The 16,238-nt window shown below is 68.5% G+C and carries 15 protein-coding genes; 7 read left to right on the plus strand and 8 right to left on the minus strand.

Annotated elements, in window-relative coordinates; translation table 11 throughout:
• Window positions 1–9 precede the first annotated feature (9 nt).
• The gene (locus tag KXD98_RS00570; RefSeq protein WP_260761383.1) at window positions 10–495 is read left to right on the plus strand and encodes a DUF456 domain-containing protein; all 486 of its coding nucleotides are present in this window, start codon (window positions 10–12) and stop codon (window positions 493–495) included.
• On the opposite strand, the gene KXD98_RS00575 is transcribed toward KXD98_RS00570, so the two are convergent.
• From KXD98_RS00575 to KXD98_RS00595, 5 genes are all read right to left on the minus strand, one after another.
• Window positions 492–1,343, minus strand: coding sequence for a type IV toxin-antitoxin system AbiEi family antitoxin (locus KXD98_RS00575; protein WP_260761384.1), 852 nt, complete (start codon window positions 1,341–1,343; stop codon window positions 492–494). The two genes, KXD98_RS00570 and KXD98_RS00575, sit on opposite strands and share 4 nt — an antisense overlap.
• 168 nt (window positions 1,344–1,511) lie before the next feature.
• Window positions 1,512–2,312: a tyrosine-protein phosphatase gene (locus KXD98_RS00580; protein ID WP_260761385.1), complete on the minus strand. Its 801-nt coding sequence runs from the start codon at window positions 2,310–2,312 to the stop codon at window positions 1,512–1,514.
• Window positions 2,312–3,532, minus strand: coding sequence for an acyl-CoA dehydrogenase family protein (locus KXD98_RS00585; RefSeq protein WP_260765464.1), 1,221 nt, complete (start codon window positions 3,530–3,532; stop codon window positions 2,312–2,314). Before KXD98_RS00585 ends, KXD98_RS00580 begins: the two co-directional genes overlap by 1 nt.
• Before the next feature lie 57 nt (window positions 3,533–3,589).
• Window positions 3,590–4,966: a cytochrome P450 gene (locus KXD98_RS00590; protein ID WP_260761386.1), complete on the minus strand. Its 1,377-nt coding sequence runs from the start codon at window positions 4,964–4,966 to the stop codon at window positions 3,590–3,592.
• Window positions 4,963–5,631 carry a phosphodiesterase gene (locus KXD98_RS00595; RefSeq protein ID WP_260761387.1) on the minus strand — a complete coding sequence of 223 codons (669 nt, stop codon included), beginning with the start codon at window positions 5,629–5,631 and terminating at the stop codon, window positions 4,963–4,965. The genes KXD98_RS00590 and KXD98_RS00595 overlap by 4 nt, the downstream gene beginning before the upstream one ends.
• 84 nt (window positions 5,632–5,715) lie before the next feature.
• Here KXD98_RS00595 and KXD98_RS00600 point away from each other — a divergent pair, with 84 nt between their 5' ends.
• Window positions 5,716–7,233: an FAD-dependent oxidoreductase gene (locus tag KXD98_RS00600; RefSeq protein WP_260761388.1), complete on the plus strand. Its 1,518-nt coding sequence runs from the start codon at window positions 5,716–5,718 to the stop codon at window positions 7,231–7,233.
• Window positions 7,234–7,241: 8 nt separating this feature from the next.
• On the opposite strand, the gene KXD98_RS00605 is transcribed toward KXD98_RS00600, so the two are convergent.
• The gene (locus tag KXD98_RS00605) at window positions 7,242–8,231 is read right to left on the minus strand and encodes a helix-turn-helix transcriptional regulator (protein ID WP_260761389.1); all 990 of its coding nucleotides are present in this window, start codon (window positions 8,229–8,231) and stop codon (window positions 7,242–7,244) included.
• Window positions 8,232–8,417: 186 nt separating this feature from the next.
• On the opposite strand from KXD98_RS00605, the gene KXD98_RS00610 reads away from it, so the two are divergent.
• A complete protein-coding gene (locus KXD98_RS00610) occupies window positions 8,418–9,011 on the plus strand; it encodes a response regulator transcription factor (protein WP_260765465.1) in 594 nt (197 codons plus the stop codon).
• Complete coding sequence (locus KXD98_RS00615; RefSeq protein ID WP_260761390.1) at window positions 9,008–10,186, plus strand: sensor histidine kinase; 1,179 nt, start codon at window positions 9,008–9,010, stop codon at window positions 10,184–10,186. The genes KXD98_RS00610 and KXD98_RS00615 overlap by 4 nt, the downstream gene beginning before the upstream one ends.
• 3 nt (window positions 10,187–10,189) lie before the next feature.
• Here the strand turns inward: KXD98_RS00615 and pntB are convergent, their stop codons facing one another.
• Both pntB and KXD98_RS00625 read right to left on the minus strand, forming a co-directional pair.
• The gene (gene pntB / locus KXD98_RS00620) at window positions 10,190–11,629 is read right to left on the minus strand and encodes a Re/Si-specific NAD(P)(+) transhydrogenase subunit beta (protein WP_260761391.1); all 1,440 of its coding nucleotides are present in this window, start codon (window positions 11,627–11,629) and stop codon (window positions 10,190–10,192) included.
• Window positions 11,630–11,633: 4 nt separating this feature from the next.
• On the minus strand, window positions 11,634–13,166 hold the full coding sequence (locus KXD98_RS00625; RefSeq protein WP_260761392.1) for a Re/Si-specific NAD(P)(+) transhydrogenase subunit alpha: 1,533 nt from the start codon (window positions 13,164–13,166) through the stop codon (window positions 11,634–11,636).
• 280 nt (window positions 13,167–13,446) lie between these two features.
• On the opposite strand from KXD98_RS00625, the gene KXD98_RS00630 reads away from it, so the two are divergent.
• The 3 genes from KXD98_RS00630 to KXD98_RS00640 are packed head-to-tail and all read left to right on the plus strand — an operon-like array spanning window position 13,447 to window position 16,108.
• The gene (locus KXD98_RS00630; RefSeq protein ID WP_260761393.1) at window positions 13,447–14,316 is read left to right on the plus strand and encodes an ABC transporter permease; all 870 of its coding nucleotides are present in this window, start codon (window positions 13,447–13,449) and stop codon (window positions 14,314–14,316) included.
• Window positions 14,317–15,345, plus strand: a complete 1,029-nt coding sequence (locus KXD98_RS00635; RefSeq protein WP_260761394.1) for a glycine betaine ABC transporter substrate-binding protein — start codon at window positions 14,317–14,319, stop codon at window positions 15,343–15,345.
• Entirely contained in the window at window positions 15,329–16,108 is a 780-nt protein-coding gene (locus KXD98_RS00640) for an ABC transporter ATP-binding protein (RefSeq protein WP_260761395.1), read from the plus strand. Before KXD98_RS00635 ends, KXD98_RS00640 begins: the two co-directional genes overlap by 17 nt.
• The last annotated feature ends 130 nt before the right edge of the window (window positions 16,109–16,238 follow it).

Raw genomic sequence — 16,238 nt, forward strand, 5'->3', positions numbered from 1 at the left:
CTCGCTGGCGTGAGTGTCGCCGGCATCCTCCTGGTCGCGCTGGCGATCGCCGTCGGGCTGGCCGGCATCATCGTGCCGATCCTGCCCGGCGCGGTGCTGGTGATCGCCGCGATCGGGGTATGGGCGTTCGTCGTCGGCACCGCCACCTCGTGGATTGTCTTCGCCGTGGCCGCCGTGCTGATCGGGGCAGCCACGATCGTCAAGTACACCTGGCCGGTGCAGCGGATGCGGCGGGCCGAGGTGCGCACCTCGGTGCTGGTGGTCGGCGGGGTGGCCGGTGTCGTCGGCTTCTTCGTCGTCCCGGTGATCGGCCTGCTGATCGGATTCGTCCTCGGCGTGTTCGCCGCGGAGATGGGGATCCGTCGCGACGTGGTACGGGCCTGGGCCTCGACAGTGCACGCGCTCAAAGGGGTGGCGCTGTCGGTCGGCGTCGATCTGATCGGTGCCCTGCTGGCGACCGCGGCCTGGGTGGTCGGCGTCTTCCTGACGCTTTAGCCGACGCGCCGCACCCGACTGATCCACGCATCAGCGAGCCGCAGACGCACCGTGGCTTCGCTGTCGAGGGAGGTCACGCGGATCACGGTCCAGTCGAGGTCGATCATCTCGTCGTAGCGGCGGATGTCCTTCGCGAACTGGGCAGCGCTGAGCCGATGCTGCTTGCCCTCGTACTCCAGCGCGATCTTGTGCTCGATCCATCCGAGATCGACTGTGCCGACGAGAGCTCCGTATTCGTTCAGCACGGGTAGCTGGGTGCGAGGCTTCGGGTACCCGGCACGCACGACGACAAGCCGCAGCCAGGTTTCCTGCGGTGATTCCGCACCGGGATCGACGAAGCTCAGCACCTCGCGCACGCGGGGCACGCCATGGCGGCCGGGATACCGAACTGCGGCGTCTGCGATAGCCTCCACACTCAGCCGGGTCGCCCGCGCGAGTGCGTCGACGGCGGTGATCGCCGTGTCGAGCGGATACCGACGGGCAAGGTCGATCGCGGTGCGTGCAGGTGTCGTCACGCGCATACCGTCGACGGTGCAGACCTCGTCCTCGGCGAGGACGGCGGCCCATGTGAGCACACCGGGCGTGCGTCTGCGGTTGTTGTCGATGACAGTGGCCGGCACATTCGGGTCGATCCACTTGGCGCCGTGTACGGCGGCCGCGGAAAAGCCGGCCAGCACACCGTGACCGCGTGAACGGAGCCAGCATGCCTTGGCGCGATTGAGAGCCGTCGGTTGCGTGCCCTTACGTACGTAGACGTCTTTGTGGATCGCGACGAACCGGGTGCGCAACGCGTGACGCGTCACCGCGCCGGTAGCGAGCGCTTCACTGCCGCGGAACGGACCCTCCATGCCGGCAGTGTGGCCCAGGGCCCCGACAACCTATGTGCGGGACTCGGCGGGCGATGTGGAGCTCGACGGGCGATTTGCGTAACCGTGTGGCGAATATCGGGCGCTATTTCGCCGTGTGGTTACGCAAGTCCGGGGGCGGGCCCAGCTCCACGGCTCCGCCGGCAGGAGTCAGCCGTGCAGGGCCTTGCGCAATCGTGCCAGCTCGTCGTCGGTCACCCCGGACGCTTCCAGATAGCCACGCAGCGAACCGAATTGCTCGTCGATGGTGCGCCGAGCCGCGTTCAGATACTCCTCGCGGACACCCAGCACCGATTCGGTCAGCCGCGCCTCGGCCAGCTCGACGATCTCCGGCGCCTCGGCGGCACGTGCCCGGATCGTGGCCAGGATGCTCTCCCGCAGCTGGGGCACCGCGGCGTTGCTGCGTAGGTAGTCGGCCATCACCGCGTCACGGTCGACGCCGGCGGCCTCCAGCACGACGGCGATGGTGAACCCGGTGCGGTCCTTGCCGGCGAAGCAGTGCGCCAGCACCCGCCGCTGCGAGCCCAGCAGCGTGGCCACCCGATACACCGCCTTCTGCGCCAGCGGCGCGGCGGCGATGCGCCCGTACTCCTCGGTCATATAGCGCGCTGCGGCGTCGGCGACGGATTCATCGGCGGGCTTCTCGGTCATCATCCGCTGGAACGCATGCTCGTGCGGCGCTTCGTCATCGGCAGCGGTGGTCTCGACGAACGGCAGGTGGTGGATGTCGACGCCCGCCGGCACCAAGCCCGGGCCGTGTCGCTCCAGTTCGCGCAATGTGCGCAGATCGGCGACGTCGGTCACGCCGTAACTGACCAGCGCAGCGCGGCCGGCGTCGTCGAGCTTGGAGAGCTCGCTGGCGCGGTAGAAGTGCCCGGGTGCGATCCCGGTCTGCTCGGAGACGTCGCGGAAGTTCCACGCCCCCGACAACTCGCTACCCGGCGCGGCCACTAGCCGGTCACCGCGCGTTCCAGAGCCGATTTCTCCCGACCGAGCTCGGCACGGGCGATGGTGCGCATGTGCACCTCGTCGGGCCCGTCGAACAACCGCATCGCCCGATGCCAGCTGTAGAGCCGGGCCAGCGGGACGTCGTCGGACACCCCGGCGCCACCGTGCACCTGGATCGCACGGTCGATAACGTCGCAGGCCATCTGCGGTGCGACGGCCTTGATCTGCGCGACCAGCAGCTGCGCGTCCTTGCTCTTGTTGCCGTGCTGGTCGATGGTCCAGGCCGCCTTGTGGCAGAGCAAACGAGTCTGCTCGATCTCGTTGCGCGACTTGGCAATCGACTCGCGCACCACGCCCTGCTCGGAGAGTGGCTTGCCGAACGCGACTCGCTTCTGCACGCGGTCGACCATCAACGCCAGCGCCCGCTCGGCCGCACCGATCGCCCGCATGCAGTGGTGGATACGGCCCGGGCCCAGCCGCGCTTGGGCGATCGCGAAGCCGGACCCTTCCTCGTCGAGCAGATTCGACGCCGGCACCCGCACGTTGTCGAACACGATCTCGCAGTGGCCATGCTGGTCCTGCCAGCCGAACACCGGCAGCGAGCGCTGGATGTCGACCCCGGGGGTATCGGTGGGCACCAGGATCATGGACTGCTGCTGGTGGCTGGCCGCATCGGGATTGGTGCGGCCCATCACGATCAGGATCTTGCAACGCGGGTCGGCGGCACCGGTGATCCACCACTTGCGGCCGTTGATGACGTAGTCGTCACCGTCGCGCAGCATGGTCGTCTCGATGTTTCGGGCATCGCTGGACGCGACCGCGGGCTCGGTCATCGCGAACGCGCTGCGAATCTCCCCGGCCAGCAACGGCTCGAGCCACTGCTTGCGCTGAGCTTCGGTGGCGAACAGGTGCAGGGTCTCCATGTTGCCGGTGTCGGGGGCGGCACAGTTGGTGGCCTCGGGGGCGATCTCCATGCTCCAGCCGGTCAGCTCGGCCAGCGGTGCGTACTCCAGGTTCGTCAGTCCGGATTCTGCGGGCAGGAACAGATTCCACAGCCCGCGCTCTTTGGCGAGCTTCTTCAGCTCCTCGACCACCGGTGGCACCGTGTGGTCCGTGGGCCCCTTTTCCTCGCGGTACGAGTGGTAGGACTCCTCGGCCGGGAACACGAACTCGGTCATGAATTCGGTCAACCGCTGGTGATAGTCGGCTGCCTTGGCTGACATCGAGAAGTCCATGCCGCCACGATATGACACGTGTAAACGGCGCCTGCCTGCGGTGGGTCAGGCCGGCGGTGCAGTCAACGGCGCGACCGGCCGGCCTAGGTCTTGACGCGGCCGCGCGCTGAACGACAGACCGAACTGGTTCAACGTGGCCGGCAACCGACGCCCCGGTGCCAGCGACTGGCCCGACTCCAGCGTCAGATGCGCTTGGGCCAATACCGCGGCCAGGAAACTGCTGGTCGTGAACAGCACGACGTTGCGTCCCGGGCATTCGCCGGGACCGGCACTGAACGGCACCAGCTGCGGATGGCTCCGGGCCCGGCCGTCGAGCCAGATGTCGGGGGCGAACTCGTCGGCGAAGTCCAGCAGGTCGGGGTCACGGTGAAACGCGGGCACCGGGATCAACACCGAGGCCGGCGGGGAGACGCTGACCTGCTCGGCCGTACCCTCGTGCCAGGTGGTCGTGGTCGTGACCTCGCGCAGGATGGCCGGCGTGGTCGGCCACAGCCGGACCGACTCCAGCACACAAGCGCGCAAGAACGGCCGCACGGCCACCGAGTCCGGGTCGTCGACTTCGCAGCGTGCCAGCGCTTCGGGATGGGTGGTCAGCAACGCCAGCGCCCGCAGCGACGCCATGCCGGCGGCGTCGAAGGCGAACAGCCAGTGCGGTACCTGGCCGACTGGGTCGACGGCGCCGTGCGCGGGGGTCCGGACCAGCGCGCCCAGCAGACTGTCCGGGTCGGGGGTCTCGGCGTAGCCGTAGAGCCGCTCGAAGAAGCGGTCCCGTCGGCGTTGGTGCGGCAGGCTCGCGAAGGACCAGTTGCCCGCTTTGCGTAGCCGCCACAGGTCGTCGGTGATCGCGTCGTCGTCCTCGGCATCGGCGCCGAGCACGACTCTGCGCACCAGCCGCCACCAGGCGACGGTGAACCGTGCCGAGTCGAACTCCTCGGCCGCCAGTACAGCTTTGGCGAAGGTTTCGGCGTGCCGCACGATCGTGCGGTTCATCGGCTCGGCCAGGGTGTGCAGCTCGGCGTCGATCTCGAGAACGGCCTCGTTGTAGGCCCGCCGGTGCCGGCGGATCTCCCCCCGGGAGACCAGCACGCCGCGGGGCTGGAATTGTTCGAGGGCGTGGCGTTTCTCCCAGCTGGCGGGGTGAAACGGGGACGGGGCCCGATCGAGGACGGTGCCGACGTCGGCCGGGTCTAGCGGCACCACGATGTGGCGGCCCGGGACGGCGACCTCGACGGGGCCACGGCCGTAGCGTTCCCGCAGCTTGTGCAGTCGAGCGACACCGCGGGCGTCGGCTTGCCACCGATCCAGCAGTCCCGTCACCGAGCGGCGTCGAGCGATGGCGCCGGCCGCGATCGACGGCAACCCGAGATCGGCGAGGGTCAGCGCGGCCTCGATACCGGTCAGGCGTGGGGCGGGACGGCTCATTGCGCTCCGCGCCCCTCGCGGCTGTTGCGGTACGCCGAGCGGCGCACCGTCGTCAGCCAGCGCGGCAGCAAATGCACCTCGGTGCCGCTGCGTACGGTCGGGTCGAACGGTTGGTCACACCCCGGCTCGTCGCGGCAGATCTCGCGGTCGAGCGTCAACGCGGCCAGATTGTTGAACGGACCGCTGCCGCAGGCCTGCTCGACGGTGAACTCCAGTGGTCCGGTGGCCAATCGGCCGCGCAGCCGGTCGAGTGACAAACCGCCGCTCGCAACCGGGGTGCGCAGCCGGACCCGCAACCAGAAGACCTCGCCGCGGTAACCCAACGGCATCAATGTCGAGTACTGCGCCGACGGCCAGGTCCTCACCGGACGCAACACGACGCGCGCCGATGCCGACACCGTCAGCACGTCCCACGGCTGGTCCCCGTCGGCGTCGCGGGGCATCCGCCAGGCCAGACCGGCGAAATCGGGCAGCGCGCCCGGCGTCCCGACGCCTTTGGACAGTCGCCCGACGACCTCACCGGACACCAAGGGCAAACCCGTGCCGTTCGCGGCGAGGCGGCTGACAGTGCCGGCGCACAGCACTCCGGTGGGATGGAAGACGCGTTTGTCGCGCAGCGCCGCGCCGGCGCGCAGCGGCAGCGTGGTCAACTCCGAAAGGGTCACGATCCTGGTCTGCCCGCTACTGCGCCGATCAAACGCGCGACCCGGCCCGGTTTGACGCAGCGACCATCGGGTATCCGCGCGGCCATGCCGTCTCTGTGGACCGATGGACGCGTCCAGATCCCCGTCTCGGCCGGCGCGGCCGAGGATGTTCGCCGCGCCGACGCCGTCGTCGTCGGTGCCGGGCTGACCGGGCTGACCACCGCACTGTTACTGGCTCGCGCCGGTAAGAAGGTCGTCGTCCTGGAAGCCCGTCACGTCGGCGCCTGCGCGACCGGCAACACCACCGGCAAAGTCAGTGTGCTGCAAGGCAGCAAGCTGGCCCGGATCGCCGGCAAGCACAGCACCGACGTGCTGCGCGCCTACGTCACCGGCAACGCCGAGGGCCGTGACTGGCTGCTGCGCTACTGCGACGAGCACGGTCTGAGCGTTCAACGCGAAGACGACCACGCCTACGCACAGAGCACCAAGGGGCTGAGCACCGCGCGCGACATCCTCGACGCCTGCCGAGACGCCGGACTTGCCGAGGCGACGTGGGTCGACGACGCCGACGTACCGTTCCCGTTTCGCGGTGGTGTCCGGATGCCCGAGCAGGCCCAGATCGACCCGGTGCCGGTGCTGACCAGCCTGGCGGCCGAACTGGAACGCCACGGCGGCACCCTGCTGCAGGGCACACGGGTCACCTCGGTGTCGGGAACGGGACCGGTCGACGTGCACGCGCGGCTGGCCACCGCACCCGATGACTCCCGTGCAGCACAGCTGGTCGTCAGTGCGCAGCATTGCATATTGGCCACGGGCACACCGATTCTCGACCGCGGCATGTTCTTCGCCCGGCTGGAGGCGCAGCGCTCCTACTGCCTGGCCTTCGACGTCCCGGGACAGCTCACCCGGTCGATGTACATCGCGGTCGACTCGCCTACCCGCTCGGTGCGATACGCGCCGACGGCCACCGGGGAGAAGTTGATCGTCGGCGGCGCCGGACATCCGGTGGGCCGCTCGGCCACACCGAGCCAGAGCGTCAGTGAACTGGCCGACTGGGCCCGCGAGTACTACCCGGGTGCGGCGCAGACCCACTTCTGGTCCGCCCAGGACTACCACCCGGCCGCGGAGTTACCCTACGTCGGACCCATCCTGCCGAAGCAGGAAAACGTGCTGGTGGCAACAGGTTTCGACAAATGGGGGATGACCAACGGGGTGGCGGCAGCGTTGGCGCTGTCCGCGCGCATCCTGGGCGGGCGGATGGACTGGGCGCAGGCATTTGCCAGCTGGAGCTCCCACGAACTGACCGGCGTTCCCACCGCGATTGGGGCCAATGCCAAGGTCGGGTTCCACATGGCGCGAGGCTGGGCCAAACCACTGGTACCCAGTGGCAGCCCGGACGACGGGCAGGGCACGGTCCGGGGCGTGCCGTGGCGGCTGCGCGCCGAAAGCGTGCTCGACGGCGCCCACCGCGCGGTCTCCCCGATCTGTCCCCACCTCGGCGGCATCGTCGAGTGGAACGACGCCGACCAGGCCTGGGAATGCCCGCTGCACGGGTCGCGGTTCGGGCCCGACGGCGCGCTGCTGGAGGGGCCGGCCACCCGGGGATTGGCGGCCAAGGACTGAAACCCGGCTCAGCTGCGCAGCGTTTCCGACGGCGTGCGACCGTAGCTGCGCCGGTACCTGGCCGCGAAGCGGCCGGTGTGCGGGAATCCCCACCGCGACGCCACCGTCTGCACGCTGGTGGTTCCCGGGTCGGCACGCAGGAGATCTCGGTGGGCGTGCGCGAGTCGGACCTTGCGCAGGTAGGCCATCGGCGACAGGCCCAGATGCCGGCGGAACATGTACTGCAGCGCGCGTGGGGTCACATGAATGGCCTCGGCGATGTCGGTCAACGCGATGTCGCGGTCGGCGTGACTGTCGAGGTAAGCCATTGCACGGCGCAGCAGTAGCGGTGTGGCGTCATTGCGGTCGACCGCAGTGGGCTCGGTGACTGCGGTGTTGGGCAGCGCCGACAGCACCGCAGCGGCCAGCAGGGAGGCCGTCGTCGACGCCACCAGCGGGCTCGGCGGCTCGTCTGCATAGGCGACCGAGCGGACGTACTCGATGGCGGCGTTGAGCTGCTGTTCGGCGTCGGCCGACACCGGTCGGTGCCCGACCAGGCGCACCGCGCCGGACCGGTGACCGGGTCCTGTAGTTGCGACCCGCGCCAACAGCGACTCGTCGAACATCGTCAGGTCGTATCGGGCCGCGCAGGCGCGTCCGGAAGAGGGCAGGTCGGGCGGGGAGAGCAGCGTGACGTCACCGGGCGCGAACACATCGTTCGGTGCGTCGAGGTAATTCTCTTCGATACGGCCCTCGTGCACCCGGCACAGGCAGATGCGCTTGATCGGGGCGGCGTCGTAGGACATGGTGAAGCCGAGCTGCACCTCATCGAAGCTGACCGAACCGGCCCACCGGCGCTCGATGCGGGCTTGAGTCTGCTCGCCGGCATCCGCCGTGATCGACATCTTGGTGTAGGTCTGAGTGAGGAAATCCTCGGTGGCAGCCAGGTCGGTACTGGCGAACCGCAGTTCGCCATTCTGGGGCGCTGGCGCGCCGGTCGACGACATCTGTTTATTCATCAGGGCCATCCGCAGGGGCGGTGGTTGGCGGGGCGGTCTGCTGCACCTCGTTTGGCCCCACCATACCGTCACCCATCGACACAAGCGGATCGAGCATGTTGTCAGAGACCCGTTATGACATGCTGACGCCGTGGGGGCCCGGTGACGACGGCGAAGGTGCGGGTGGTGGTCGGCGACGATCATCCGATGTTCCGCGACGGGGTGGTGCGTGCGCTGCAGTCCAGCGGAACCATCGAGGTGGTCGCCGAGGCCGACGACGGGCCGGCGGCGCTGGCGGCCATCCGGGAGCATGCCCCGCAGGTCGCTCTGCTCGACTACCGGATGCCCGGTATGGACGGTGCCGAGGTGGCCGCCACCGTGCGTCGCGACCGGCTGGACACCCGGGTGCTGTTGATCTCGGCACACGACGAATCGGCAATCGTCTACCGGGCGCTGCAGGAGGGGGCGGTGGGATTTCTGCCCAAGGAATCCACCCGCAGCGAACTGGTGACCGCGGTGCTGGACTGCGCGAAAGGCCGCGACGTCATCGCGCCGAGTCTGACCGCCGGACTGGCCGGGGAGATCCGGCGCCGCGCCGAACCCGAGCCGGTCCTGAGCCCGCGCGAACGTGAGGTGCTCGCCCTGATCGCCTCCGGCGCCAGCATCCCGGCGATGGCCAAGGAACTCTTTTTGGCGCCCTCGACGGTCAAGACCCATGTGCAGCGCCTCTACGACAAGCTCGGTGTCAGTGACCGGGCCGCCGCGGTCGCCGAGGCGATGCGACGCAAGCTCCTGGATTGAGGGTGTCCGGTCTGCTGCGGTACCTGACCGAGGAGCCGGTGCGCGTCTCGGCGGCGCTGCGGTTGCCGCTGATCGCGCTGATCAGTGTGCTGGTCTGGGTCTGGCAGGTCGAGCACTGGCTGCCCGAGCTGTATGCCGCCATCCTCGGCGGTTACGCGGTGATCGCGGCGGTGTGGCTGGTCGCCGTGCTGCGCGGACCCGTGCCGCGGTGGGCCGGCTGGGCCTCGACCGGAGTGGACCTGCTCGTGGTCCTGGCGCTGTGTCTGGTCTCCGGTGGGGCCACCGCTGCGCTGCTGCCGGTGTTCTTCCTGTTGCCGATCTCGGTGGCGTTCTCCGATCGCCCCGCGCTGAGCGCCGTCATCGGCGGTGTCACCGCAGTCGGCTACCTGGCGGTGTGGGTGTTCTACTCCAAGCGCGACGACGATGTCGGATTGCCCGACATGGTCTACATCCAGTTCGGGTTCCTGGTGTGGCTGGCGCTGGCCACCACGGCGTTGAGCGTCGTGATGGCGCGGCGCGCCGCTGGTCTGCGCGCGCTGCAGGAGGTGCGCCGGCAGTTGGTCTCGCAGGCCCTGCACGCCGACGAGCGCCACAGCCGCGACGTTGCCGAGCACCTGCACGACGGGCCGCTGCAGACACTGCTTGCGGCCCGGATGCAGATCGACGAGGCCCGGGAACGCCGCCCCGATCCGGCGCTGGACGCGGTGTACACCGCACTGCAGGATGCCGCGTCCGGACTGCGCTCGACGGTCACCGAGCTGCACCCGCAGGTGCTCGCTCAGCTGGGGCTGACCGCCGGGGTGCGAGAGTTGTTGCGCCAGTTCCAGTCCCGTAGCACCGTCGACGTGATCGCCGAACTCGACGAGGTCGGCAGCCTACCGGCCGAGTCGCTGCTCTACCGTGCGGCGCGGGAACTGCTGGCCAACGTCGGCAAGCACTCCCAGGCCTCGACGGTGTGGGTCGAGCTGCGTCGCCGCGGCGACCGGGTGGTGCTGACGGTGCGTGACGACGGACGCGGATTCGACCCGGACACCGTCGCAGACTCCGTCGCCGCCGGCCACATCGGGCTCGGATCGCTGCTGGCGCGCTTCGAGGCGATGGGCGGGAGCCTGGCGATCACCTCCGACTTGGACAGCGGAACCGAGGTGACGGCCACCTCGCCGCCGGCCGGCTGAGCGCTACGCGTGTTCGGGCACCGTCAGCGCGGCGTTGATCGCGTCGACCCGGTCTTTGGCGTCGCCGAAGAGCATCTGGGTGTTCTCCCGGAAGAACAGCGGGTTCTGCACGCCGGCATAGCCCGAGGCCATGGATCGCTTGAACACGATGACGTTGTCGGCGTTCCACACCGTCAGCACCGGCATGCCGGCGATCGGGCTGCCCGGATCCTCCGACGCCGCGGGGTTGACGGTGTCGTTGGCGCCGATGACCAGCACCACCGATGTGCCGTCGAAATCGTCGTTGATCTCGTCGAGCTCCAGCACGATGTCGTAGGGCACCTTCGCCTCGGCCAGCAGCACATTCATGTGCCCGGGTAGTCGGCCCGCCACCGGGTGGATACCGAAGCGCACCTGTACGCCGCGTTCGCGCAGCTTGCGGGTCAGGTCGGCGACGCCGTACTGGGCCTGGGCGACGGCCATGCCGTACCCGGGGGCGATGATCACCGAGCTGGCGGTGGCCAGCAGTTCGGCCACCCCCTCGGCGGTGATCTCGCGGTGCTCGCCGTAGTCCTTGTCGTCGGACGGACCGGCCTCGATGCCGAAGCCACCGGCGATCACCGAGATGAACGAGCGGTTCATCGCCTTGCACATGATGTAGGACAGGTAGGCACCGGAGGATCCCACCAGCGCCCCGGTGACGATCAGCAGGTCGTTGCCGAGCAGGAAGCCGGCCGCAGCCGCGGCCCACCCGGAGTAGCTGTTGAGCATCGACACCACCACGGGCATGTCGCCGCCGCCGATCGAGGCCACCAGGTGCCACCCGAGCAGCAGCGCCAGCACCGTCACCACCGCCAGTACCCACAACTGCGGTTCGATCACGAACCAGACACTGAGCGCAAAGAACACCACCAACGCGCCGACATTGAGAATGTTCTTGCCGGGCAACATCATCGGCGCCGAATTGATCCGCGCCGACAGTTTGAGGTTGGCCACGATCGACCCGGTGAACGTCACCGCGCCGATGAAGACGCCGACCACGACCTCACCGGAGTGGATGCCCAGCATCCCCTCAGCGGCGAGGAGGGCGGCGTCGGCGCCACCGGGATCGGCTTCGATGTGCAGGTAGCCGTTCCAGCCGACGACCACCGCGGCCAGGCCGACGAACGAGTGCAGCAGCGCGATCAATTCGGGCATGCCGGTCATCTCGACCAGACGCGCGCGCCACAGGCCGATCGCGGCGCCGATGGTCATCGCGACGATCAACAACGCCAGACCCAGCGGCTCGATGTGGCGGGCGATCGCCAAGGTGATGGTCGCGATCAAGGCCACGGTCATCCCGACGATCCCGAAGGTGATTCCCGAGCGGGCGGTTTCGTGTTTGGACAGCCCGGCCAGCGCCAGGATGAACAGCAGCGCGGCCACGACATAGGCTGCGGTGGCCGCAGTTTCCAAAGTGAACATGGTGTCAGCTCCTCGAGAACATCGCGAGCATGCGGCGGGTGACCGCGAAACCGCCGAAGACGTTGATACTGGCGACCAGGATTGCCCCGAAGGCCAGGGCGGTGATCACCGCGTTGCCGTGCCCGATCTGCAGCAGCGCGCCGACCACGATGATCCCGGAGATCGCGTTGGTCACCGACATCAGCGGCGTGTGCAGCGCGTGATGCACATTGCCGATCACGTAATAGCCGATGACGATCGCCAGCGCGAACACGGTCAGGTGCACCTGCAGCGCCGCCGGGGACGCCGCGATCAACGCGAACACCACCGCGGCCGTGGCGAAGGTCAGCCCGAGCTTGCGCTTACGGGTCATCGGTTGCTTGGCCGGCTTCGGTTCGACAGGCGCGGCGGCGGCCGCGGCCGGTGCGGCCGAGACCTGCACTGGCGGTGGCGGCCAGGTGACGGTGCCGTCGCGGACCACGGTCACCGATCGCTGCACCACGTCATCGAAATCGAGGGTCAGCAGTCCATCTTTTTCCGGGGTCAGCAGCTTGAGCAGGTTCACCAGGTTGGTGCCGTAGAGCTGAGACGCCTGAGCGGGCAGCCGGCCGGCCAGATCGGTGTAGCCGATGATGGTCACGCCGTTGTCGGTGACGACGGCCCGATCGGCGACGGAGCCCTCGACGTTGCCGCCGTTGGCCGCGGCCATGTCGACGATCACGCTGCCGGCCTTCATCGACGCGACCATTTCCGCGGTGATGATGCGCGGCGCCGGCTTCCCAGGAATCAGCGCGGTGGTGATGATGATGTCGACGTCCTTGGCCTGCTCGGCATACAGCGCCGCCTCGCGAGCCTTGTAGTCCTCGCCCATCTCCTTGGCGTAACCGGTGGCCGACACCTCGGCCTGGGCCGGGTCGACTGCCAGGTACTCCCCACCCAGCGATTTGACCTGGTCGGCGACCTCCGGGCGGGGGTCGGTGGCGCGCACGATCGCGCCCAGACTGCCGGCTGCACCGATCGCGGCCAGACCGGCCACCCCGGCGCCGACCACCAACACCTTGGCCGGCGGCACCTTCCCGGCGGCGGTGACCTGACCGGTGAAGAACCGACCGAAGGTGTGCGCCGCCTCGACGACAGCCCGGTACCCGGCGATGTTGGCCATCGACGAGAGCACATCCAGCGACTGGGCACGCGAGATGCGCGGTACCGCGTCCATCGCCAGCACCGTGATCGGGCGGGCGGCCAGTTTCTCGACGAGTTCTGGCCGCAGCCCCGGGGAAATCAGGCCGATCAGGGTGGCACCGTCGCGCAGACTCCCGATCTCGGCGTCCGAGGGCGCGTTGACCTTGAGCACCACGTCGGATGTCCACACCTGCTCGGTGGGACCGACCGTCGCGCCGGCCTCGGTGAACGCGGCGTCCGAGAAGCTCGCCGCCGCCCCCGCGCCGGACTCCACCACGACCTGATAACCCAGCTTGATGAGCTGGCCCACCGTCTGCGGTGTCGCTGCCACCCGCGTTTCCCCAGGTTGGGACTCTCTCGGTATCCCGATGATCATTGACGTCGATCCGATCTAGGCGTCTCTTTCGGTGCCACCGGACCGCCGAAAGGCAGCCCGACAACCCCCGTCATCCGACGGGGTAAGGATGAAGTGTAAGAGGGAGCCGCGGCATCTGACGTTCTCCGTAGCGCGACTAATCTTTTCGCGTGACAGATGCGCGGCGCACTGTAACGGTCGAATGGGGGCGCCGGGTGGCGGAGGTGGCCAGGTGGGCCGACTTCGGATCGCGATGATCGCAGGCATTCCCGGAGACTGACCGTTCCGTCAATCTCTGTCGGTGTCCGTTTTCGTCGATATCGCACCGGACGGCGCCGTCTCGTCGGAGCCGGGCCCGCACGCGCGCCCAGGACCGGGCCGCTGGCGAGGTCTGCTGACCCAAGCGGCGTTGCCACTGTTGTCTGTCGTGTTGTTCGGCGTGCTGTGGCAGCTGGCCGCGGCCAGCGGGATCTGGAACCAGACCTTCGTGCCATACCCGGCGACGGTGTGGAACGCCTTCATCGATATTTCGACGACTCGCGATGGTGTCCGCGGATACGCCGGTTACCCGCTGTGGGAGCACCTCTATATGACGTTGCGGCGGGTGCTCGCCGGTGTTGTCATCGGTGTCGTTGTCGGCGTGCTGCTGGGACTGCTCATGGGCTCGGTGAGTTGGGTGCGCAGCGTGCTCGAACCCTGGCTGACCTTCTTGCGGGCGCTGCCCCCGCTCGCCTACTTCTTCCTTCTGGTCATCTGGTTGGGCATCGACGAGGCACCCAAGGTCACCCTGCTTGCGCTGGCGGCGCTACCGCCCGCCGCCGTCGCGACCACGGCCGCGGTCGTCGCTGCGCCGGTCGGGCTGCAAGAGGCGGCACGCGCGCTGGGCGCCTCCAAGCGCGAAGTCATCCGTGACGTCGTCATCCCGTCGGCGCTGCCGGAGACCTTCACCGGCATCCGGTTGGCGGTAGGCATGGCCTACTCGTCGGTGGTTGCCGCCGAACTGTTCAACGGCATCCCCGGCATTGGCGGATTGGTCAAGGACGCAAGTAATTACAACAACACACCGGTCGTGCTGGTCGGAATCTTCGCGATCGGTTTTTCGGGCCTGGTCATCGACTCACTGCTGCGTTCGATCGAACGCCGCGCTGTTCCCTGGAGAGGAAAGATCTAGATGAAGGTGAAATCGGTACTTGTCGCGGTCGTCGCGGCCGTACTGGCCCTGGCGGGCTGCTCCGTGGACAACTCAGGCGGGTCGGCAGACAAGCCCACGATTCGGATCGGCTATCAGACGTTCCCGAGCGGTGACCTGATCGTCAAGAACAACAAGTGGCTCGAAGCAGCGCTGCCCGACTACAACATCAAGTGGACGAAGTTCGACTCGGGCGCCGACGTGAACACCGCGTTCATCGCCCGGGAACTCGACTTCGGGGCATTGGGTTCCAGCCCGGTTGCGCGCGGGTTGTCCGAGCCTCTCAACATCCCGTACCAGGTGGCGTTCGTGCTCGACGTGGCCGGTGACAACGAGGCACTCGTCGTGCGCAACGAATCGAACATCAACACGATCGCCGAGCTGCGAGGTACGCGAGTCGGCACCCCGTTCGCCTCGACCGCGCATTACAGTCTGCTCGCCGCGCTGAACCAGAACGGCCTGTCCCCGGCCGACGTTCAACTCGTCGACCTCCAGCCGCAGGCGATCCTCGCGGCCTGGGAGCGCGGTGACATCGACGCCGCCTACACCTGGCTGCCGACGCTCGACCAGCTGCGCGCCACCGGCAAGGATCTGATCACCAGCCGCGAGCTGGCCGACGACGGCAAGCCGACGCTCGATCTCGGTGTGGTGTCCAAGGAGTTCGCCGAGGCCAACTCCGACGTCGTCGACGTCTGGCGTCAGCAGCAGGCCCGCGCCCTCGATCTGATCAAGAACGATCCCGACGCCGCGGCCAAGGCGATCTCGGCCGAGATCGGCCTCACCCCGGAGGAGACGGCAGGCCAGATCGAGCAGGGCGTGTATCTCACTCCGCAGGAGGTCGCCTCCACCGAATGGCTTGGCTCCGAGGGCAATCCGGGCAACATCGCTGTCAATCTGGAGAGCGCCTCAGAGTTCCTGGCCGAGCAGAACCAGATTCCGGCCGCGGCACCGCTGAAGACCTTCCAGGACGCCGTCTACACCAAGGGCCTTCCGAATGTCCTCAACCAATAGCGGCGCGATCCACATCAAGTCGGTGTCGCATCGCTACGGCATGGGCGACGATGAGGTCACCGCGCTGGGGCCGGTCGACCTGACGGTCGACCGGGGTTCCTTCCTCGTCCTGGTCGGCGCGTCCGGGTGCGGGAAGTCCACTCTGCTGCGTCTGCTCGCCGGCTTCGAGACACCGAGCCAGGGCTCGGTGCAGATCGCCGGCGAGGCGCCGACGCCCGGTGTGACGGCCGGGGTGGTGTTCCAACAGCCGCGGTTGTTCCCGTGGCGCACCGTCGGCGGCAACGTCGAGTTGGCGTTGAAGTACGCCGGCGTGCCGCGGGATCGACGCCCGGCGCGACGCGATGAACTGCTCGACCGGGTCGGGCTCGCCGGGACGGCGCACCGACGGATCTGGGAGATCAGCGGCGGGCAGCAGCAGCGGGTCGCGATCGCCCGGGCGCTGGCTGCGGAAACCCCGCTGTTTCTGCTCGACGAGCCGTTCGCGGCGCTCGACGCACTGACCCGCGAACGGCTGCAGGAAGACGTCCGCCAAGTCAGCGCCGAGTCCGGACGCACGACCGTGTTCGTCACCCACAGCGCCGACGAAGCGGCGTTTCTAGGGTCACGCATCGTGGTGCTGACCCGCCGGCCCGGGCAGGTCGCGTTGGATATCCCGGTCGATCTGCCGCGCAGCGGGGTGGACCCCGATGAGCTGCGCCGCTCGCCGGAGTATGGACGGTTGCGGGCCGAGGTGGGCCGGGCCGTGAAGGCAGCCGCGGCGTAGCCGCGAATCGGACAGGTGCGGCGTAGCCGCGAATCGGACAGGTGCGGCGTAGCCGCGAATCGAGCAGATGCGGCGTAGGTCTCGAAACCGCACCGATCGGGCATCGACATTTCCTCGGCGATGCGTGAGA

This window comes from Mycobacterium sp. SMC-4 (assembly GCF_025263265.1).
Lineage (GTDB): Bacteria > Actinomycetota > Actinomycetes > Mycobacteriales > Mycobacteriaceae > Mycobacterium.